The following is a 20,560-nucleotide window of genomic DNA, read 5'->3' on the forward strand; positions in this document are numbered from 1 at the left end:
CGCCAGGAGGCGTGGAAGGACGGCGTGCAGACCTACCTCGGCATCGTCACCGCCGGGTTCCCCAACCTGTTCTTCCTGCTCGGCCTCAACACCGGGCTCGGGCACGACTCGGTCGTCTTCACGGCGTGAACCGGACGATCTGGCCGGGCTTCACCTTCGCGTACTGGGCGCGTACGAGGAGGGTGAAACCCGGCGCCTTCCAGCTCATCCGCTGAGTCAGCGGCGCGCGGAGACCACCATCGCGCTGCCGCCGCCGCGCCTGGCCGGCTCGGCCACCGCCTGGATGCGGTCCCGCCCCAGGAACTCCAGCGCCGTGGCGGCCCCGATCTCCGGGTTCGGCTCGAACGCGTGCCCCATCGACTCCAGCTCGGCCTGATGTTCGGCCAGGAACGCGGGCTCCGCCTGGGTCTTCTCGGTGTTGCGCTGCGTGGCGCGCGGCGCGGCCAGCGCCTCGGGCAGCGTCATGCCCCAGTCGTAGCGGTTGAGCAGGATCTGCAGCACGGTCGTGATGATCGTGGAGCCGCCCGGCGAGCCGACCGCGAGCACCGGCCTGCCGTCGTCGAACACCAGCGTCGGCGCCATCGACGAGCGCGGCCGCTTGCCGGGGCCCGGCAGGTTCGGATCACCCGGCGCGGGGCCGAAGGTGAAGTCGGTCAGCTCGTTGTTGAGCAGCACGCCGCGGCCGGGCACCACGATGCCGTTGCCGCCGGTGGACTCGATGGTCAGGTTGTAGGCGACCACGTTGCCCCAGCGGTCGGCCACCACCAGGTGGGTCGTCTCCGGGCCCTCCTTGGCGACCGGGGTCGCGGTGCCGGTCGGCCGGTCGCAGCCGCCGTAGCGGCCGTCGGGGTCGCCGGGCGCGGCCGGGTGCGGCATCGCGGTCTGCCCGATCAGGCAGGCGCGCTCCTTGGCGAAGCCGTCCGACAGCAGCTCCTTGAGCGGGACGCGCGGGATGTCGCCGACGTACGCGCCGCGGTCGGCGAAGGCCAGCCGGGACGCCTCCAGGTATTCGTGCAGGCCGACCTGCGGCAGCGCCTCCAGGATGTTGAGCGCCTCGCCGACCGTGGAGCCGCCCGACGACGGCGGCGCCATGCCGTACACCTCCAGGCCCTTGTACGAGACCTTGGTCGGCTCGCGCAGCAGGGCGCGGTAGGCGCGCAGGTCGGACAGCTCCATCAGGCCCGGCCTGACGTTGCGCGTGCTGCCCGGCGTGACCGGGGGCCGCTTGACCGTGGCCACGATCTCCTTGCCGAGTCCGCCGCCGTAGAGCCAGCCGGGGCCGCGCTTGCCCAGCTCCCGGTAGGTGTTGGCCAGCTCGGGGTTTCTGAACACCGAGCCGACCGGCGGCGGGGCGCCGTTCGGCAGGTAGAGGCGGGCGGTGGAGGTGAAGTCCTTGAAGCGGTCGGCGTTGGCCGCCGTCTGGTCGTGGAAGGTCTGATCGACCACGAAGCCCTTGGTGGCCACCTCGATGGCCGGCTGGAGCGCCTGCTTGAGCGAGAGCGTGCCGAACTTGCGCAGCGCCAGATCCCAGTTCGCCACCGTGCCCGGCACGCCCGCCGACAGGCCGCTGGTGACGGCCTCGTCGAACGGGATGCCCTCCAGCGACGTGCTGGTCATCTTGCGCGGCGCGGTCTCCCGGCCGTCGATGGTGAAGACCTTACGCTTCCTGGCGTCGTAGTAGACCATGAAGCCGCCGCCGGCCAGGCCGGCCGAGTACGGCTCGGTGACGCCCAGCACGGCGCCCGCCACCACGGCCGCGTCCATCGCGTTGCCGCCCTTTTTGAGCACGGAGATCGCGGCCTTGGTGGCGTCGTGGTCGACGGTCGCCACGGCGCCGCCGTATCCCTCGGCCACGGGCATCTTGCGCTGGTCGTGCCGCTGCTGGGCGGCCTGTGGCCGGGGTTCTTGGGGGTGGATTGTGCCGCCGCCGCGGGCGCGGACGCGAGCGACACGAGGACTGCTGCTGCGGAAATGATCGCACGGCGCATGTTTCCCACGATGACCCAGCTACGCCCGTTGTGGTAGAGGCCGGTCACACATCAGGGTGATGCGCTGGTCAGAAGCTTGACTTAGCGTGGTTCCGTGCGTAGCAAGTCCGGCTTCGACCCCTATCTCGCGCTGATCGTGGCCGTGGCCCAGACGGTGATCGCCCGGGGCGCCTCCTGGGGCAGGCCGGCTGGCGGGAGCCGCTCGACGTCCGCGCCTTCGCGCTGCTCGCGGTCGGGCCGGTGATGGTGCTGCTGCACCGCCGCTTCCCGCTGCTCACCACCGTCGGCGCGCTGGCCGCGAGCAACCTGTTCCTCCACTTCGGCTACGCCTACGGGCCCGCCTTCATCAGCCCGGCCGTGCTGCTGTTCCTCCTGGTCGTACGGGGGCGGCGGGCGCTCGGCTGGGCGATGGCCGGGGTGGCGGTGCTGTCGTACCTCGGCTACGCCTGGTCGATCGGCAACGTCGACTTCTTCCACAGCGTGTGGGTGCTCACCTCGAACACGCTGCTGATGGTCGTGGCCGAGCTGGTCAGGATCGCAAGCGAGCGCCGGCGCGAACGCGAGCGCACCGCCGAGGAGGAGGCCAGGCGGCAGGCCAGCGAGGAACGCCTGACGATGGCGCAGGAGCTGCACGACGTGCTCGCGCACAACATCTCGCTCATCCACGTCCAGGCCAGCACCGCGCTCCACCTCATCGACGACAACCCCGAGCAGGCCCGCACCGCGCTCGCCACCATCAAGACCGCCTCCAAGGAGGTGCTGGGCGAGATGCGCTCGGTGCTGAACGTGCTGCGCGAAGGCGCGCCCCGCTCCCCCACCGCCCACCTCGACCGGCTGGACGAGCTGATCGAGCGCTCCGGGCAGCGGGTGACGCTCGAACGCAACGGCTCCCGGCCGCTGCCGCCGCAGGTGGAGCGGGCGGCGTACCGGATCGTGCAGGAGTCGCTCACCAACGCCGGCAGATATGCGCCCGGCGGCGACGTGCGCGTCCTCCTCGACTTCGGCGAGGACGAACTGCTCATCCGGGTCACCGACACCGGCGCGACCGGGCCCGCCCCGCTGGCCGACGAGGGCAGCGGCAACGGCATCCCCGGCATGCGCGAACGCGCCTCCGCGCTCGGCGGCACCCTCGTCGCAGGCCCGCACGGCGACGGATTCCAGGTCGAGGCCAGGCTGCCCCTACCCAAGGAGAGTTCATGATCAAGGTGCTGCTCGCGGACGACCAGGCGCTGGTCCGCGCGGGTTTCAAGGCGCTGCTCGACGCGCAGCCGGACATGACCGTGGTGGCCGAGGCGTCCGACGGCGCGGAGGCCGTCCGGCTGGCGGCACAGCACCGGCCGGACGTCGTGCTCATGGACATCCGCATGCCCGGCATGGACGGGCTCACCGCCACCCGGCAGATGCCCGAGGGCCCGCGCATCATCATCCTCACCACGTTCGAGCTGGACGAGTACGTCTTCGAGGCGCTGCGCGGCGGCGCCAGCGGCTTCCTGGTCAAGGACACCGAGCCCGCCGAGCTGATCCAGGCCGTCAGGGTGGTGGCGGCCGGAGACGCGCTGCTGTCGCCGAGCGTGACGCGCAGGCTCATCGCCGAGTACGCATCGCGCGCCAAGGAACCCGTCGCCGCCGCCGGTCTCGACCAGCTCACCGAGCGCGAACGCGAGGTGCTCGCCCTCGTCGGCACCGGGATGACGAACGACGAGATCGCGGCCAAGCTGTTCATGTCGCCCGCGACGGCCAAGACCCACGTGAGCCGGGCCATGATGAAGCTGCACGCCCGCGACAGGGCCCAGCTCGTGGTGATCGCATACGAGTCGGGCCTGGTCAAGCCGGGCTGGCTGTGACGATTCAGGCGTGACGATTCAGGCGTGACGATTCAGGCGGGCTGGACAGCGGAGGTGCGGCCGAACCAGTGCTCCGCCGCCGCCCAGGTCGAGCAGCACGGGCCGGGCCTCGTGCATCAGCTCGGCCACCCGCCGCCCGCCGTGCAGCGCCAGGTCGGGCACGAACCGCCCCGCCAGCGGATGCGCGTCCGCGCCTGGGACGGCCGGATAGCGGACGCCCGCGTCGTGCAGCAGGGCGGCCAGGTGGCGTGCTGCCGCTCGCTCTCGTAGGTGTCCAGCACCTCCTCGCTCACCCGCCCGCGCAGCCTGCCCGCGAGCTTCCAGGCGAGGTTGGCGGCGTCGGTCATGCCGACGTTGAGCGCCGACCCGCCGGCAGGGAACAGGTGAGCCGCGTCGCCCGCCAGGAACACCCGGCCGCTGCGGTGCCGCTCGGCGCCGTTCGTGGCGCATTCGACGCGGTTCCTCATCGAGGCTCGCAAGCCCATCTCGCCGGCCGAATAGCCGATATCGGCCCGCGGCCTACCCCTCTCGTCGTACGCGGGCCGCGCCCGCGCACTCCCCCGGGCGCAGCCCGGACAGAGCCCGGCGTCCGATTCGCCGGAGCCTCCTTCGCAGGACGCTTGAGTCACGACGTTCGAAGGAGGAGAACATGCACACCATCGCCATGTGGGCACCGCACTGGGGCCCCGCCGCGGGTTTCTGGCCGATCTTCCCCATCGCCTGGGGCCTGCTCTGGGTGGCGCTCATCGCGCTGGCCGTCGTCGGGTTCCGCAAGGGCTGGTGGGGGCCGCGACGCGCGGGAGGCAGGCCACCGTTCGCGCCGGCCGAGCCGCCGACGGCGGCCGCGGAGCGGATCCTCGCCGAGAGGTACGCTCGCGGTGAGATGACGGACGACGAGTACTTCGAAAAGATGTCCGTTCTCCGCGGCGGCGCCTCATAAACATCACTTTGGGTGCAACAACTGTCACTGGCCGCATTCATGGAGTCGCGTTACGTTTCGTATACGGCTACATCGAAAGTGGGGACAAGAATGCAGTCCATCGCCAAGTTCTGCGGCCAGTGCAGCTGCGGTTGCCCCGAGCTGTTCGTCGATCACACGGCGCCCGAGGACCGCCAGGTGATCATCGTCGACGACTTCGGGCAGCGCGTGGAGATGAGCCTCGACCAGTTCAGTTCGATCGTCGAGGCCGCCAAGAGCGGGTCTCTGGACAGCCTGGCGCTCGTACCCTGAGCGCGCAGGCCCTCACCCTGCTGGCCGGCGGGGCCGCCGCCGGTCTGCTCGCGGGTACCGCCACCTGTACGGCGGCGCAGGGCGGGCTGCTCATCGGGCTCGCCGACGGCCGCCGCGGGCGTGATCCCGCGCTGGTGGGCTGGTTCCTCGCCGGACGGCTGGCCTCACACACCGCGGCGGGGGCACTGCTCGGGCTGCTCGGTTCGGCCGTCAGCCTGCCGCCTCAGGCGAGAGCGGTGCTGCTCGTCGCGGCGGGCGTCACCGTCGTGGTCTTCGCCGTACGGCTGATCAGGCGGGGGCGCGCGACCTGTGAGGACCACGCGGCGGGAACGGATTCCGCGGGCCGCTCCGAGGCGAGGGCGGAGCACACGGCCTGCTCGGATCCGGCGGCATGCGCGGCCCACGCCGAGAGCCGGCAGCCCGGCGAAGGTCAAAGGCAGGCCATCTCCCGGTGGCGAGCCCCGTTGCTGGGCGCGGCCACCATTCTCGTGCCCTGCGGGGTCACGCTCGGCATGGAGATGGTCGCGATCTCCAGCGGCTCGCCGCTGGCGGGGGCCGCGGTGATGGCGGGGTTCGTGGCGGGCACCGCGCCGGCGTTCGCGCTGCTCGGGTACGTGCTGCGGCGCATCTCCAGGACCCGCCTGGCGAGGGCGGCCGGGGTGGTGGCGCTCGCCGCCGGGCTGTGGACGGCCGGGTCGGGCATCAGCCTCGGCGGCTGGCTGGCCGCCCCGGCGCCCGCCGAGGCCAGGCCGCACGGCCCCGCGCCGACGTCGGTGACCGTGTGGGCCACCCGCGACGGCTACCGGCCCGCCATGGTCGACCTCCGTGCGAACACCGAGGTCGAGGTGGTCTTCGAGGTGCTGGATCGCGGCTGCACGGACACGGTCGTGATCGACGGGCGTGACGTGGCGCTGCCCGCCACCGTACGCCTGCCGCCCCGCCCTGCCGGCACGCTGCGCTACGTCTGCGGGATGGGCATGTACGCGGGCTTCATCAACTTCTCGTGAAGCATGTGGCGATTACGGTTCGCGATCGGGTGATCACGTGCCACTCTGTCGCCATGGCCTGGCGAGGAGAGGTTGCGGTGCCGGCGCCGCGTGCAGGAGACGAACCCGAGCTGCTGGCCGCCGCGCAGGCGGGTGACGCGCGCGCCGCGCACCGGCTGGGCAAGCTCTACGCCCAGCACGGCGAGCGGGCGGCGGCCAAGCACTGGTGGGAGCGCGCCGCCGCGGGCGGCAACGTCGACAGCGCGTACAACCTGGGTATCTGGCACGAGAAGCACGGCAGCCTGGAGGAGGCCGTCACCTGGTACGAGGCGGCGGCGAGCACCGGCGACGCCGAGGCGGCGACCAACCTGGCGACGCTGCTGCTGGAGCAGCGGGGCGACCCCGAGGCGGCCAGGAAGTGGTTCGAGATCGCGGCGGCGGCCGGGTCGCGGGCGGCGGCCAGGCGGCTGGCGCTGATGTGCGAGGAGTCGGGCGAGCTGGGCACGGCCCGCGAGTGGCATCACAGGGCGGCGGCGGACGGCGACGTGGCCTCGGCCCATGACCTGGGGTTCCTGGCCTACTGCGCGGGCGACGACGCCGAGACCCTGCACTGGTGGGAGTGCGCGGCCAGGGGCGGCCACGCCGAGTCGGCGTACTGCCTGGGCCTCTTCCTCGACGCGACCCGCGACCCCGAGGGCGCCGAGGCGTACTACCGGCTGGCCGCCAAGAGCGAGCATCCGGGCGCGGCGTCGCGGCTGGGCGGGGTGGCGCTGTCGCGGGGCGACCTGCGTACGGCGCGTGGCTGGTTCGAGCAGGCGGCGGCCGCCGGGCGGGCCTGCGACCAGCGGATGGCCGGGTTCGTCTGCGTGGAGCTCGGCGACACGGCGGCGGCCAGCCACTGGTTCGGCCGGGCGGCGGCGAGCGGCGACCCGGAGGCCGCCTACAACTACGGGCTGCTGCTGATCGCCGAGTTCGGCGACTTCGCGGGCGGCCGCCACTTCTTCCGCCAGGCCGCGCAGGCGGGACATCACGAGGCCGCCGTCGAGCTGGGCGGCCTGCTGTCGGCGGCGGGCGAGCACGGCGAGGCGCAGATCTGGCTGTCCGACCCGCCGCCGCCCGCGTGGGCGCGCCCGGCCGAGCCGGAGCTGACGGCCAGGGCGGAGCTGGCCGCCGCGGCGATCGCGCGCGGGGGCGGTGTGCCGCCGTCGGTGGCCGACATGGTCGAGGTGCTGAGCACGTGGGACGTCGTCACCCGGCCGCTGCACGACCACTCCGACGTGGTGGCCTGGCTGGTGGCGCGCAGCGGCGTGCATCTCAGCGCGGTCGAGCACCTGGCGTCGGTGCGCGGCACGCTGCTGCGTCCGGGCAGCGCGCCGTGGCCGGGTCAGGGCGAGCTGCAGCACGTCCTGACCACGGCCCGCGACCTGCGCCGCCGCCTCGGCGTCCGGTGACGCTCTAGAGGACTTCGGAGACCGGCGTGTACGGCAGGCCGAGCGCCTGCGCCACGGGCTCGTTCGTGAGCAGCCCGCCGTAGGTGTTGAGGCCGCCGGCCAGCGCGGGGTCGCTCTTGAGCGCGTCGCGCCAGCCCAGGTTGGCCAGCTTGACCGCGTACGGCAGCGTCGCGTTGGTCAGCGCGTACGTCGAGGTGTTGGCCACGGAACCGGGCATGTTGGCCACGCAGTAGAAGATCGACTCGTGCACCTTGTACGTCGGGTCGGCGTGCGTGGTGGGCCGGGAGTCCTCGAAGCAGCCGCCCTGGTCGATGGCGATGTCCACCAGCACGGAGCCGGGCTTCATGCGGGAGACCAGGTCGTTGGAGACCAGCGTCGGGGCCTTGGCGCCGGGGATGAGCACCGCCCCGATGACGAGGTCGGCCTGCAGGACCTCCTGCTCGATCGCGTACGAGGTGGACACCAGCGTCTTGAGCCTGCCCTGGTAGATCGCGTCGATCTGGCGCAGCCGGTCGATGTTGGTGTCGAGCACGGTGACGTCGGCGCCCATGCCGACGGCGACCTGCGCGGCGTTCAGGCCGGAGACACCGCCGCCGATGATGACGACCTTCGCGGGGGCCACGCCGGGCACGCCGCCGGGCAGGATGCCCCTGCCGCCGTTGAAGCGCATCAGGTTGTACGCGCCCACCTGCGGCGCGAGCCGCCCGGCGACCTCGGACATGGGCGCGAGCAGCGGCAGCGAGTTGCCCACCTGCACGGTCTCGTACGCGATGCCGGTCGTGCGCGCGGCGAGCAGCGCGTCGGTGCACGGCTTGGAGGCGGCCAGGTGCAGGTAGGTGAACAGGACCAGGCCCTCGCGCAGCCGGTGGTACTCCTCCTCGATGGGCTCCTTCACCTTGAGCACCATGTCCGCCTCGGCCCACACGGCGTCCGCGGAGTCGACGATCTTGGCGCCCGCGGCCAGGTACTCCTCGTCGGTGATCTGCGAGCCCAGGCCGGCGCCTCGCTGTACGGTGACGTCGTGCCCGTTGCGCACCAGCTCGTGTACGCCTGACGGGGTGGCGGCGACACGGTATTCGTGGTTTTTGACCTCGGCTGGGACGCCGATCTTCATTGCGGTGGGTCCTTTCGGGAACCGGCACGCCGTCGTGCCGGGTTGGAGGGTGTCAAAGCCGTGCCCACGCCTCGGTGAGCACGCCGCGCAGGATCTCGCCGATCTCGGCGAACTCCTTCGGCCCGGCGATCAGGGGCGGCGCGAGCTGGATGACGGGGTCGCCGCGGTCGTCGGCCCGGCAGTAGAGGCCGGCGTCGAACAACGCCTTGGACAGAAAGCCGCGCAGCAGCCGCTCGGATTCGGCGGCGTCGAACGTCTGCTTCGTGGCCTTGTCCTTGACCAGCTCGATGCCCCAGAAGTAGCCGGAGCCGCGCACGTCTCCGACGATCGGCAGGTCGCGCAGGTCGTCGAGGGTCTGGCGGAAGAGCGGCTCGTTGGCGCTGACGTGGCCGAGCAGGTCTTCGCGTTCGAAGATGTCGAGGTTGGCCAGCGCGACGGCGGCGGAGACGGGGTGCCCGCCGAAGGTGTAGCCGTGGGGGAACATGGTGTCGCCGTTCTTGAACGGCTCGAACAGCCGCTCGTGCGCGATCATGGCCCCGATCGGGGAGTAGCCGCTGGTCAAGCCCTTGGCGCAGGTGATGATGTCGGGCACGTAGTCGAACTTCTGGCCGCCGAACATGGTCCCGAGCCGGCCGAAGGCGCAGATGACCTCGTCGGAGACGAGCAGCACGTCGTACTCGTCGCAGATCTCGCGCAGCCGCTGGAAGTAGCCGGGAGGGGGCGGGAAGCAGCCGCCGGCGTTCTGCACGGGCTCGGCGAAGACGGCGGCCACCGTGTCGGGGCCCTCCATCTCGATGGCGCGGGCCACCCGGTCGGCGGCCCACTGTCCGTACTGTTCGGGGGTCATGCCGGGGACGCCGGTGATCTCGTCGGCGCGGTAGTGGTTGGTGTTGGGCACCCGGATCGAGCCCGGCACCAGCGGCTCGAACATCTGCTTGAACGCCGGGATGCCGGTGATGGACAGCGCGCCCTGCGGGGTGCCGTGGTAGGCGATCTGCCGGCTGATGACCTTGTGCTTGAGCGGCTTGCCGATGAGTTTGAAGTACTGTTTGGCGAGCTTCCAGGCGGTCTCGACCGCCTCGCCGCCGCCGGTGGTGAAGAAGACCCGGTTCAGCTCGCCGGGGGTGAGGGCGGCCAGGCGCTGGGCCAGCTCGGCGGCCTTGGGGTGCGCGTAGGACCACAGCGGGAAGAACGCGAGCTCCTGAGCCTGCTTGGCGGCGGCCTCGGCCAGCTCCTGCCGGCCGTGACCCACCTGGACCACGAACAGCCCCGCCAGGCCGTCGAGGTAACGCTTGCCGTGGATGTCGTAGACGTAGGACCCCTCGCCACGCACGATGGTCGGGATCTCGGACTGCTCGTAGGCGCTGTGTCGGGTGAAGTGCAACCACAGGTGGTCCTGAGCGGCTTTCAGGACGTCGAGTTCCGGCTGCGTCATGGTTATCGTCCCTCGTGTCTCAACTCCCCACAGTCTGCACGTTCACCTGCGGAGTTGCCAAGCGAATCGGTCGCAGCAATATGCAAGAAAATCGGGATCCGCAGAACCCATATGTAACGGCGACGAAATCCGCAGGTACATTAGCCCGCGGGCCCGCAGCCGCGCCCCGTGCCGTTTCCGCAGCACAGGAGCGGTTGTGGTCCAATGAGACCCGAACTGCCGTGAGCGCCCGTAGACGGGCGCGACTGACGAGAACGACCCCCGGGGGACCGTCCCGTGACTCCTGAACAGATCGAGAACGCTGTCTCCGCCGCGATGCCGCAGGCCATCGAGGAGCTCAAGAGACTGGCCGCCATCCCCTCCGTGGCCTTCCCCGGGCACCCGGAAGAGCCCGTGTTCGCCGCCGCCGGGATGGTGGAGGAGCTGCTGCGCTCCACCGGCCTGCCGCGCGTGCAGCAGGTGCCCGTCGAGGGCAGCTTCCCGGCCGTCTTCGGTGAGGCCCCCGCGCCGCCCGGCATGCCGACCGTGCTGCTGTACGCCCACTACGACGTGCAGCCCGCCGGCGACCCGGCCGCCTGGCGCACCCCGCCGTTCGAGCCGACGCTGATCGACGGCCGCCTCTACGGGCGCGGCTGCGCCGACGACAAGTCGGGCGTCATCTCCCACGTGACGGCCCTGCGGGCGTTCCAGGGGAACTTCCCCGTCGGCATCAAGGTCATCATCGAGGGCCAGGAGGAGTACGCGGGCGACCGTCTGGAGGCGTTCGTCGAGCGCAACCCCGACCTGCTGCGCGCCGACGCCATCGTGGTGGCCGACACCGGAAACCCGCGCGTCGGCGACCCCTCCGTCACCACGTCGCTGCGCGGCATGGCCGCCTTCACCATCGAGGTGCGCACGCTGCGCGAGCCCGTGCACAGCGGCTCCTTCGGCGGCGCGGCCCCCGACGCGCTGGCCGCGCTCATGCGCATGCTGACCGCGCTGCACGACGAGAACGGCGACATCCGCGTGCCCGGCCTGCCCCGCGGGACGTTCCTCGGCCAGGGGCCGTCGGAGGAGGAGTTCAGGAAGACCGCGGGGGTGCTCGACGGCGTCTCGCTCGTCGGCTCCGGCTCGCTGGCCGACCGGCTCTGGGCGTCGTACGCGATCACCGTCACCGGCCTCGACGTGCCCAGCGTCTCCGGCGCCATCAACGCCGTCCAGCCCGTGGCGCGCGCCAGGGTGACTGTCCGCGTGCCTCCGGCGGGCGACCCGAAGACCACGGTCGACGCCGTGGCCGACTTCCTGCGCCAGGTGGCGCCGTGGGGTGTGCAGGTGTCGTTCGGCGACTTCACGATCGGCGCCGGCTTCCAGGCCGACTCCGGCGGCACGGCCCGCGCCGCGCTCAACCGCGCCATGGAGCGCGCGTTCGGCCGCCCGCCCAGGGACGTCGGCGCCGGCGGCTCGATCCCGCTGGTCAGCGCCCTGCTCAAGCAGTTCCCCGCGGCCGAGATCCTGCTGTTCGGCGCGGAGGACGAGGAGGCGTCCATCCACGCGCCCAACGAGCGGGTGGACCTGGAGGAGCTGCGCCGCATCGCCACGACCGAGGCGCTCTTCCTGCACGAGCTGAGCGGGCCCTCCGCGCACGGCGTCTAGCGGTCAGCGTACGGGGAGGTCGTAGACGCGGCGGATGCTGCCGCCGAGCCTGGCCACGTCCGCCCCGTACACGTGCAGCGACACCCCCAGCTCCGAGCTGGTGTTGCGCACCCGGTGGATGTCCCCGGGCGGGGCGAACCCGCTGACCTCGCCCGGATGGTTGGCGGCCCGCCCGATCTCCACCAGGTGGTCGCCCATGTCGCGGTAGAGGATCTCGTACTCGATGCCGCTGATGATGCCGAACGTGCACCACGACACGTGATCGTGCACCGCGGTCTCCTGGCCGGGACGCCAGACGACGCCGCAGATCGAGAAGGCGTCCTCGGCGTGCAGGATGTGGGAGACGTACCCGTCGGGCGAGCCCTCGCGCTCGCGCGGCGTGAGCACGTCGATGCCGGGCAGATGGTCGCGCAGCAGGTCGGCGACGGCGAACGCGGTACGCCGGGCGCCGAGCCCGCGGGCCACGATGCGCGACACGCCCGCCACGAGGACGTCGAGCCCTGGCCTTGCAACGGTGGTGGCCGTGTTCATGGTGAACTCCCTGCCGAGGTCCGTCGGCTGCCTTCATCTCCACGGTCCCTCACCACGACTGATAGGTCCAACAGATGTCTTGTGGCTGATCGATAGATATGCTTGATGAATGCTGGATGTGGCCCGCCTGCGCGTCCTCCTCGCGGTCGCCCGCAAGGGGTCGCTGACCGAGGCCGCCAAGGAGCTGCACTACTCCCAGCCGTCGGTCAGCCACCACCTGGCCAGGCTGGAGGCCGAGACCGGCGCCAAGCTCATCCAGCGGGCCGGGCGCGGCATCCGGCTCACCGAGGCGGGCCGGCTGCTCGCCGAACGCGCCGCCGAGATCATCGAACGCCTCGACGCCACCGCCGAGGAGCTGGCCGCCCACGTGGGGCTGCGCTCCGGGCGGGTGCGGCTGGCGGCCTTCCCCTCGGCGCTCGGCACGTTCATTCCCGAGGCCGCCACGCTGCTCGCCGACGCGCATCCCGGGCTGCGGCTCCAGCTCACCGAGGTCGAGCCGCCGGAGGCGCTGCGACTGCTGCGCGCCGGGCGCGCCGACGTCGCGGTCATCTTCCGCTACGACGACACCGCCCCCGAGGACACCGGGCTCCAGCTCATCCACCTCCTCGACGACCCCAGCTACCTACTGGCCCCCGACGAGCCTGGCGAGGTCGCCGACCACGCCGACTCGCCGTGGATCGGCGGCTGCGACCGGTGCCGCAGCCATCTGCTCGACGTGTGCGCGAAGGCCGGGTTCGAGCCGCGCGTCGGGTTCACCAGCGACGACATCGTGGCCGTGCAGGCGCTCGTCGCGGCCGGGCTCGGGGTGACGCTGCTGCCGGGCCTCGCGCTCTCCGCCCACCGCCACCCCGGCGTGCGGGTGCGGGAGGTGCCGGGGTCTTTCCGGCACGTGTACGCCGCCGTGTACGGCGAGCCGCCCCACCCACCCGCCACGGAGGCCCTGCTGAAGGCGATCGGGGACGTGGTCGGGCGGCGGCGGAAAAGTCTTTGACGCCGTTCCTACGATGGCCACATGCCGGACGTCACGACGCTCGCCCTCTTCTGCGCCGCCACACTCGGACTGCTGATCGTCCCTGGGCCCGCGGTGTTCTACATCGTCACGAGGAGCGTCGCCCAAGGCCGCGGCGCGGGGCTGGTGTCGGTGCTGGGCGTGCACACCGGCTCGCTCGTCCACATCGCCGCCGCGGCGCTCGGCGTCAGCGCCCTGCTCGCCGCATCGGCGACCGCGTTCACCATCGTCAAGTACGTCGGCGTGGCGTACCTGCTCTATCTCGGCCTGAGCAAGCTGCTGCGCAGGGGCGGTGACGAGCAGCCGATCGAGCTGCCGGTGCAGACCAGGCGGCGGCTGTTCTGGGAGGGGTTCGTGGTGAACGTGCTCAACCCCAAGACGGCCGTGTTCTTCCTGGCGTTCCTGCCGCAGTTCGTGCACCCGGAGGTAGGGCCCGTCTGGGCGCAGATCCTGCTGTTCGGGCTGCTGTGGGTGGTGCTCGGGGTGGCGTCGGACGGCGCGTACGCGCTGCTGTCCTCCGCGCTGGCCGGCCGCCTGCGCGGGTCGGCCCGCGCCCGGCGGCGGCTGGACGTGGGCAGCGGGCTCGTGTACCTGGGGCTGGCCGCCTGGCTCACGACCGAGAAGGCATGACAAGCCAGGAAATTTCCCGGCTGTAGTGCGATAGTGAGTTAGATCAGCCGCAGATCAGGGGACGGCACGGCGGGACGTAGCTGATAGGCGGACCCATGCACACGCCACCGCACAGCCTCGGGCTCGAAAGGGTCGCAGAGGTCTTCTCCGGTCATGACGACGTCGTCGGCGTGACCGGCTCCGCGTACGCGATCGGTCCCGATCTCGTCCTGACCTCGGGGCAGGTCGTGGACTCCGGCGGGCCCTGCCATGTTCGGCCCGCGTGGTCGGACCGGTGGCTGCCGGCCGTGCAGGTGTGGCGGGGCCGGGGCGGCGCGGACGCGGTGCTGCTGCGGGTCTCCGAGCCGGCCTGGGCGTCCGTGGCGGGCATCGAGCACACCCGGTGGGGCCGGGTCGCGGGCACGACGGCGCGGTGCGTGGCGTCGGGGTTCGGGCAGGCCGGGGAACGGGGCCCGGCGCGCCCGCCCGAGACGGTGACCGGGCTGGTGGATCCGCCCGCCGGCTTGGTGTCGCGGGCGTTGACGGCCCGCGTGGTGAGCCCCGACTTCGAGACACGGCCCGTCGCGCTGTGGCACGGGCTCCCTGGTGCCGCGCTGCTCGCCGAACCGGCCGGGCAGATCGTCGGCGTCGTCGCCGCGTACGCGCCGCGCCGGTTCGACGTCGTGCCCGTGAGCGCGCTGGTCTCGGACGAGCGGTTCCGTGAGCTGACGGGCGTCGCGCCGTGGCGCGTCGAAGCCGTCTCCGCCGCCCCCGCCATCGCCCTGCGCCACCTCCTCGTCCCCGCCCGCACCCCCACCGGCCCGTTATCGGTCGCTCAGCCCCACGCTCCGGCCACGCCCACAGGGGCACCGCTCATGGCCGCCCCGGCCTACCCCGGCTCGGCCGCTCCGCCGGGCCCGCCGGACGCGCAGGTTCACCCGCCCTCGCCGGACCCGCTGGTCTTCCCGCGCCCGGAGGGCTCGCCGGGCGTGCCAGGCGCGGCGGGGTGGGCCGAGCTGGCGGCGGGGCGTGCTGTGGTGCCGTTCCTGGGGCGGGAACGGCCGCTCGGCGAGTTGCGGGCGTGGGCCGGTGAGGCGTCATCGCTGTCGATCGCCGTACTGACCGGACGAGGCGGGACAGGAAAGACGCGGCTGGCCGGTGAGCTGTGCGCGGAGCTGGAGGCGCTGGGCTGGGACGCGGGTTTCCTGCCGCTGGACACGCTCGCCGCCGTACTGTCCGCGCCGCACACCGGCGACCTCAGGGAGAACGGCACGGCGGGGCAAGGCGTCAGGTTGGAGGCCGTACGCCCGACGCTGATCGTGCTCGACGGGCCCGAGGCGTCGCCGCCGCTGGTGGGCGAGCTGGTACGGCGGCTGGCCCGGCACGGCCGCAACCCCCGCGTACGGCTGCTGCTGGTCGCCCGCGAACCCGGCGACGGCGACTGGTGGCGCCGCCTGGACACGGCGGCCGGCGGCAGGCTCAGGCGTCTCAACACCACGACGGTCCAGCTCAACGCCCACCCGCTGACGCTCCCCGAACGCCGGCAGCACGCGCTGGCGGCGATGCGAGCCTTCACCTCCCTCAGTGCCACGGCCTCCGGCCCGTCTGAGCCCGGTCTCACGCTGCCTGATCTCACGCTGCCTGATCTCACAGGACCTGATCCCACAGGGCCTGATCCCACCGGGCCTAATCCCACCGGGCCTGATCCCACAGGGCCCGGGGCCGAGGCCGCGCTGCTCGGACCGCCTCGGCTCGACGACCCGGAGTACGGCCTCCCCCTCCACGTCCATCTGGCCGCGCTGCTGCGGCTGGACGGCGCGCCTCACGTGAGTGGCGAGGAGCTGATCGGCCGGTTCCTCACCCGGGAGTGGGCCCGCTGGCTCCGGCTCTGGCCGGACGATCCGAACCGGCCCGACGACGCGACCGCTCATCAGCCCGGGGCTCACGAACGCTCCAGCGACGCAATCGCTCATCAGCCCGGCGCACACGAACGGCCCGGCGAGGCGGCCGTTCACCTGCCCGAGGAGCACGAGCGGCCCGGCGTCGCGCCCGGCCACGGCCCTCAGCGAGACGACCGTTCCGGTGATGTGCTCGCTCCAGAACCCGGCGCGTTCGAGTGGTTCGAGAGCCGGGCCGAGCGCCGGCCGGAGGGGCTGAGGCGGCTAGGGGAGCTGGCGGCGTGGCAGGCGGTGGCCGTGCTGGTGCTCACCGAGCCCCGCGCCGACGAGCTGCCCGCGCTGCTCACGGCCGTCCCTGGCATCCGCACCGGCACGGGGGGTGTCGCCGGGGAGGTGGCCCGGTGGCTGGGGCGGCTCGGGGTGCCGGCCCAAGGGTTCGATGTGGTGGCCGAGCTCCTGCTGGACGAGACCGAGGACCTGGACGCGCTCGTTCTCGCCGTACACGACCACGAGGCACGGACGACGGCGCACCTCGTACGGATGCTGGACGTCCTGCGCCTCGCGGCCGGTCGCGAGCGGGTGCGGGCGGCGCTGTGGTCGCTGATCGCCAGCCGCATCGGCCGGCTGGTCGCGGCGGCCGTCGCCGATCCCGCGAGCAGGCTCGGCGACGTGCTCAACGCCGCGCTGGCCCTGTTCGCCGATGATCGGCAGCTCGCCGAGGCGGTGGCCGCGCTGCCCGTGGCGCAGCCGGGCAACGCCGGTCCCGGCCTCCGCAACGGCGGGCTCGGCCTGCGGGCGCTGGACGTGACGCTCGCCGAGCTGACCGTGCGGCATCGGCGCACCACCGGCGAGCGGGCCGCGCTGGCCGGGGCGCTGGCGTGGTGGTCGCGCGGGCTGGCGGCCGTCGGCAGGGTGGGCGAGGCGGTCGCGGCGGCGGGTGAGGCCGTGGAGGTGTACGCGGGCGCTCCCCCGTACGAGGACGCGGCGGGGCATGCGGAGGCGCTGTTCGGGCTCGGGGCGTACCTGCTGCTCGGTGGCGAGGCCGCCGGGGCGCTCAAGCCCGCCCGAGAAGCGGCGGCCCGGTTCAGCGTGCTCGCCGAGGACGACCCCCGCTACGCCTGGCCGGCGGCGCGTGCCCAGTACAACGTGGCGTGTGCGCTGCTGGAGAGCGGGCGGCTTGATGAGGCGGTGGCGGCGTTCGAGGCGGCGGGCGGGCACCCCGGCTTCGCGTCCTACCTGACGGCTCTCCTCGCCGTCCTGCCCTCCTCCGGCCCCGGCCCCGACGCAACCGGCCTCGCAGCAGGAAACCTCGCGGCAGGAAGCGGGGACCGCACAAGCGCGCCCGCACCCGGCCCCGGCGGCCACGCCACGGATGGCCTCGCCGCGTGGGGCACGACCGGGCTCACCGGCACGGGCAGGCCTACCAGCGCGAGCGGGCTCACCGGCGCGGGCGGGGCTGCGGCGGCGGTGGCGAGTGAAGGCGCGGCGGTGACCCCCAGCGGGCTGCTGCTCGCCGGGGCGCAGGAGGTGGTGGCGGGGCCGGAGCCGTTGGCGCCGTTCGACCAGGTCGGTACGGCGGAGGTGCTGCCCGAACTGGCGGGGTGCCTGGCGGTCGCGGTCACGTCCGCGCTCAGGGGCGTCGCGCCGGCGAACCGCGATGTCGCGCACGGGCTGCACCTCGTCGCCGCCTGGCTGGAGACGAACGGCAGGCGGTCCGAGGCGCTGGCCCCGGCCGGGGAGGCGGTGGCGCGGCTGCGGGGGCTGGCGGCCGAGGAGCCGGAGCTGCGGGCGATGCTGGCGTCGGCGGCGAGCGTGGTGTCGAGGCTGCACGCGGGGCTCGACGACCTGGACGCGGCGATCAGGGCGGCGGCGGAGGCCGTACGGAACCTGCGATCCCTCGTGACGCTCGACCCCGCCGAGCACCGGAACGCCCTGGCCGGCCGGCTGCTCGACCTGGGCGAGCTGCTGCTGGCCGACGACCGCCCTGATGAGGCGCTTGAGCCGTTGCAGGAGGCGATGGCCGTGCCGGTGGAGGCGGTCGAGGGGCACCGGGCGACGCAGGCCAGGGGCCGCCGGCTGCTCGGCCTGTGCCTGGACGGCCTGGGCCGCACGTCCGACGGCCTCGCGCAGCTGGAGATGGCGGCCGAGCTGTACGACGTGCTGAGCGTCGAGGATCCCTCCTACCGCCGGTACGGCCCCGAGGTGCGGGCGCGGCTGCGCAGGGGCGGTGAGCAGGACCGGCCCGCCGACGAGCCGTGGCTGCTGCGGATGGTGCTCGACCGGCCGGAGGAGGCGGTGGCCAGGGCGGAACGGCGGCTCGCCGAGTGCAGGGAGGCGGTGGAAAGCGCCGGTACGCCGGAGATCGAGCGTATTCATGCGTACCTGTCGGCTCAGGCGGACCTCGCCCGTGTGTGGGCGGACACGGGACGGGCCGGTGAGGGGTTCGCGCTCGCCATGCAGGCGGCCGAGCTGCTCGAACGGCATGCCGCGCCCGACCGGCCGCACGCCATCGCCGTGGGCATGGTGGCGGCGGCGCTCGGCCGTTCGCTGGTCGGGCTCGGACGGTACAAGGAGGCGATCCCGCACCTGCTGACCGCGATCGAGGCGAGCCTGCCGCAGGCGGGCGCCCGCGCTGAGCTGGCCGAGCTGCTGATCCTGGAGACTTTCGCGCTGTCGCGCGCCGACTGCCCGTCGGACGCGGATGCTGCGGCCGGGCGGCTGGTCGAGCTGTACACGTCGCTGGTGAACGAGGGCGCGGCCCGTCCGATCGCGCTGGCCGGCGCGCTGCGGCTGCAGGCCGGGATCCGCTTCGCCCGGCAGGACATCACGGGCGCGCTGGCCTCCGCCGACCGGGCGCTCGCCCTGCTCCCGCTGCCCGCGGACGACGACGAGCTGCTGCTCGCCGCCGGATGCCACGAGCTGGCCGCGCTGTGCCTGGCGGAGCTGCACGAGCCGGAGGCGGCCGAGGCGCGACTGGCCGACGGCACGGCGAAGCTGGCGGCGCGGGCCGGGCGGGTACCTGACGACTTCATGAGCGTTCACGTGCTGGCGCTGGTCCGGCTCGCGCGGCTGCGGGTGGAGCAGGAGGGGCCGTCCGCCGGGATCGAGCTGTACGCGCGGATCCTCAGCATCCGTCCGCTGCCGGAGGCGGACGCGCTCGACGCCCTCATCACGGCGATAGAGGAGTACGCCCGTGATGTGCGGGCGGCCCAGCCCGGCGACCCTGACGGGTGTGAACCCGACGCCGGTGCCCCCGTTGACATCGGCGGGCTCGTCGAGCCGCTGGCCGCGTTCACCGAGGCACTGGAGCGCGAGGTGCCGCTCAGCGGCGAGGGCGGCCAGGACGTGCACGACCGCTACGGCCGCTGCCTGATGATCCTCGTGGCCACCGCGGACCGGAGCGCCGCCCAGGTGGCGGAGCTGGCCGTGCGCGTGTACCGGGGGCTCGCCGCCGTCTCCCCCGCCTGCCGCGCGTCTCTCGGCCGGGCGCTCGCCGCACTCGCCGCCGCCCGTCCCGCGCTGCCCGTACTGGAACAGGCCGTCGCGCTGCTGGACGACCGCGACCCGCGCCTGCTGGCGGAGATCCTGCACGACTACGCCGGGGCGCTGCTCGACCAGGGCCGGGCGGTGGAGGCGCTGGCGCACTGCGAGCGGGCCGCGGACCTGTGCGACGAGCTGGACGATCCGGCCGTGGCGGCGGCGGTGTTCGCGCGGCTCGGTTCCGCGCTGGCCGCGCTCGACCGGCCGCAGGCGGCGCTTGAGGCGATCGCGTGGTCGCTGGCCGAGGTGGACAGGGCCGCCGAGGAGGACGTGGAGCTGCCGCTCGTGCGGGCGCGGGCGATCCAGGTGCGCGGCAGGGTGCTGCGGATGTCCGGGCGCGGGCAGGAGGCGCTGGCGCACCTGGTGGAGGCGTTGCGGCTGTTCAGGAGGCTGCCCGAGCCGCAGGCCGCCGCCGAGACGGCCGCGCTGATCGCCGACGACCTGCTGGCGGAGGGCCGCCCAGAGCAGGCCGTCGAGTACGCCGAGATCGCCGCGAACACCCACGAACAGGGCACCGTCCAGCGGGTCCTCGCCACCCAGCGGCTGATCAGGTGCCACATGATGCTGGGCCGCCTGGCCGAGGCCAACACGCTGGTGGAGGCCCTGATCCCGGTGGCCAGGCGGACGCCGGGCGACCTGACGTTCCGGGCGATCCTGGCGGACTCGCTGGCGCAGAGCTCCGAGCTACTGCCCCTGCTCGGGCTGGACGACGGCGGCGAGGCGGAGGCGAGGGCGCGCGAGGCGATCACCGTCTACGACCAGTTGCTGGCCGCGGGCACGAACGCGCAGGCCCTGCACATCAGCCGGGCGGGCGCGTGCCTGACGCTGGCCGGGGCGCTCAGAATGCGGGGGCGGCCGGCGGAGGCGGTGCAGCCGCTGCGGGAGGCGGTGGCGGCGCTCGAACGTTTCTCGCCCGGCAACCCGATGCAGGCAGGGCTGCTGTCCAGGGCGATGCTCATGCTGGGCGACGCGCTGATGGAGGCGGGCCGGGCGCTGGAGGCGGGGCTGGTGTTCCATCGCGGTACGCAGGTCACGCGCGACCCGCTGGCGAGAGCGGTGGCGCACGCCCGGTTCGGCGCGTGCCAGCAGGACCTGGGGCGCGACGACGCCGCCGACGCCGCGCTGCGCGTCTCCGCCGACCTGCTGCGCGGCCTGCCCCGCGAGGCCACCTCGGATCTGCTCCAGGACGTGCTGCGGCGCAGGCTCGCGCTGCTGGAGAAGGCGGGACGGTCGGCCGAGGCGCAGGCGATCCAGGACGAGCTGGCCCGCCTGGCCCCCTGACCGGTCGAAGC

General features: G+C 73.3%; 17 protein-coding genes. 11 read left to right on the forward strand and 6 right to left on the reverse strand.

Annotated elements, in window-relative coordinates:
- Positions 1-216 precede the first annotated feature (216 nt).
- On the reverse strand, positions 217-1,860 hold the full coding sequence (gene ggt / locus WBK31_RS29475; protein WP_406673492.1) for a gamma-glutamyltransferase: 1,644 nt from the start codon (positions 1,858-1,860) through the stop codon (positions 217-219).
- Between the two features lie 222 nt (positions 1,861-2,082).
- Here ggt and WBK31_RS29480 point away from each other — a divergent pair, with 222 nt between their 5' ends.
- The 3 genes from WBK31_RS29480 to WBK31_RS29490 are packed head-to-tail and all read left to right on the forward strand — an operon-like array spanning position 2,083 to position 3,832.
- Positions 2,083-2,232, forward strand: a complete 150-nt coding sequence (locus WBK31_RS29480; protein WP_406673493.1) for a hypothetical protein — start codon at positions 2,083-2,085, stop codon at positions 2,230-2,232.
- Positions 2,232-3,188, forward strand: a complete 957-nt coding sequence (locus WBK31_RS29485) for a sensor histidine kinase (protein WP_378790184.1) — start codon at positions 2,232-2,234, stop codon at positions 3,186-3,188. The genes WBK31_RS29480 and WBK31_RS29485 overlap by 1 nt, the downstream gene beginning before the upstream one ends.
- A complete protein-coding gene (locus tag WBK31_RS29490) occupies positions 3,185-3,832 on the forward strand; it encodes a response regulator transcription factor (RefSeq protein WP_364060440.1) in 648 nt (215 codons plus the stop codon). Before WBK31_RS29485 ends, WBK31_RS29490 begins: the two co-directional genes overlap by 4 nt.
- Positions 3,833-3,850: 18 nt before the next feature.
- Here WBK31_RS29490 and WBK31_RS29495 read toward each other — a convergent pair whose 3' ends face one another.
- Together WBK31_RS29495 and WBK31_RS29500 are read right to left on the reverse strand one after the other, a co-directional pair.
- On the reverse strand, positions 3,851-3,994 hold the full coding sequence (locus WBK31_RS29495; RefSeq protein WP_406673494.1) for a hypothetical protein: 144 nt from the start codon (positions 3,992-3,994) through the stop codon (positions 3,851-3,853).
- Positions 3,949-4,299 carry an FAD-dependent monooxygenase gene (locus WBK31_RS29500; protein ID WP_364060434.1) on the reverse strand — a complete coding sequence of 117 codons (351 nt, stop codon included), beginning with the start codon at positions 4,297-4,299 and terminating at the stop codon, positions 3,949-3,951. The genes WBK31_RS29495 and WBK31_RS29500 overlap by 46 nt, the downstream gene beginning before the upstream one ends.
- Before the next feature lie 182 nt (positions 4,300-4,481).
- Between WBK31_RS29500 and WBK31_RS29505 the strand changes: the two genes are divergently transcribed.
- The 4 genes from WBK31_RS29505 (at position 4,482) to WBK31_RS29520 (ending at position 7,500) form a co-directional block, all read left to right on the forward strand.
- The gene (locus tag WBK31_RS29505; protein WP_364060431.1) at positions 4,482-4,772 is read left to right on the forward strand and encodes an SHOCT domain-containing protein; all 291 of its coding nucleotides are present in this window, start codon (positions 4,482-4,484) and stop codon (positions 4,770-4,772) included.
- 90 nt (positions 4,773-4,862) lie between these two features.
- Positions 4,863-5,063, forward strand: a complete 201-nt coding sequence (locus WBK31_RS29510) for a hypothetical protein (protein WP_406673495.1) — start codon at positions 4,863-4,865, stop codon at positions 5,061-5,063.
- Between the two features lie 44 nt (positions 5,064-5,107).
- On the forward strand, positions 5,108-6,070 hold the full coding sequence (locus WBK31_RS29515) for a sulfite exporter TauE/SafE family protein (RefSeq protein WP_406675540.1): 963 nt from the start codon (positions 5,108-5,110) through the stop codon (positions 6,068-6,070).
- 77 nt (positions 6,071-6,147) lie between these two features.
- A complete protein-coding gene (locus WBK31_RS29520) occupies positions 6,148-7,500 on the forward strand; it encodes a tetratricopeptide repeat protein (protein ID WP_406673496.1) in 1,353 nt (450 codons plus the stop codon).
- A 4-nt stretch (positions 7,501-7,504) separates the two neighbouring features.
- Here WBK31_RS29520 and ald read toward each other — a convergent pair whose 3' ends face one another.
- Both ald and WBK31_RS29530 read right to left on the reverse strand, forming a co-directional pair.
- A complete protein-coding gene (ald, locus tag WBK31_RS29525) occupies positions 7,505-8,614 on the reverse strand; it encodes an alanine dehydrogenase (protein ID WP_364060422.1) in 1,110 nt (369 codons plus the stop codon).
- A 52-nt stretch (positions 8,615-8,666) separates the two neighbouring features.
- Positions 8,667-10,049 (reverse strand): aspartate aminotransferase family protein, encoded by a 1,383-nt coding sequence (locus WBK31_RS29530; protein WP_378786417.1) that lies wholly within the window; start codon positions 10,047-10,049, stop codon positions 8,667-8,669.
- A 276-nt stretch (positions 10,050-10,325) separates the two neighbouring features.
- On the opposite strand from WBK31_RS29530, the gene WBK31_RS29535 reads away from it, so the two are divergent.
- Complete coding sequence (locus tag WBK31_RS29535) at positions 10,326-11,681, forward strand: dipeptidase (RefSeq protein ID WP_378786416.1); 1,356 nt, start codon at positions 10,326-10,328, stop codon at positions 11,679-11,681.
- A gap of 3 nt (positions 11,682-11,684) precedes the next feature.
- Here WBK31_RS29535 and WBK31_RS29540 read toward each other — a convergent pair whose 3' ends face one another.
- Entirely contained in the window at positions 11,685-12,212 is a 528-nt protein-coding gene (locus WBK31_RS29540) for a cysteine dioxygenase (protein ID WP_406673497.1), read from the reverse strand.
- A gap of 109 nt (positions 12,213-12,321) precedes the next feature.
- On the opposite strand from WBK31_RS29540, the gene WBK31_RS29545 reads away from it, so the two are divergent.
- The 3 genes from WBK31_RS29545 (at position 12,322) to WBK31_RS29555 (ending at position 20,549) form a co-directional block, all read left to right on the forward strand.
- Positions 12,322-13,203: a LysR family transcriptional regulator gene (locus WBK31_RS29545; protein WP_364060410.1), complete on the forward strand. Its 882-nt coding sequence runs from the start codon at positions 12,322-12,324 to the stop codon at positions 13,201-13,203.
- Positions 13,204-13,224: 21 nt separating this feature from the next.
- Positions 13,225-13,851 (forward strand): LysE family translocator, encoded by a 627-nt coding sequence (locus WBK31_RS29550; protein WP_378786412.1) that lies wholly within the window; start codon positions 13,225-13,227, stop codon positions 13,849-13,851.
- A gap of 95 nt (positions 13,852-13,946) precedes the next feature.
- Positions 13,947-20,549, forward strand: coding sequence for a tetratricopeptide repeat protein (locus tag WBK31_RS29555; RefSeq protein WP_406673498.1), 6,603 nt, complete (start codon positions 13,947-13,949; stop codon positions 20,547-20,549).
- Positions 20,550-20,560 lie beyond the last annotated feature (11 nt).

The organism is Nonomuraea sp. N2-4H (genome assembly GCF_045291505.1).
GTDB lineage: Bacteria > Actinomycetota > Actinomycetes > Streptosporangiales > Streptosporangiaceae > Nonomuraea > Nonomuraea fastidiosa.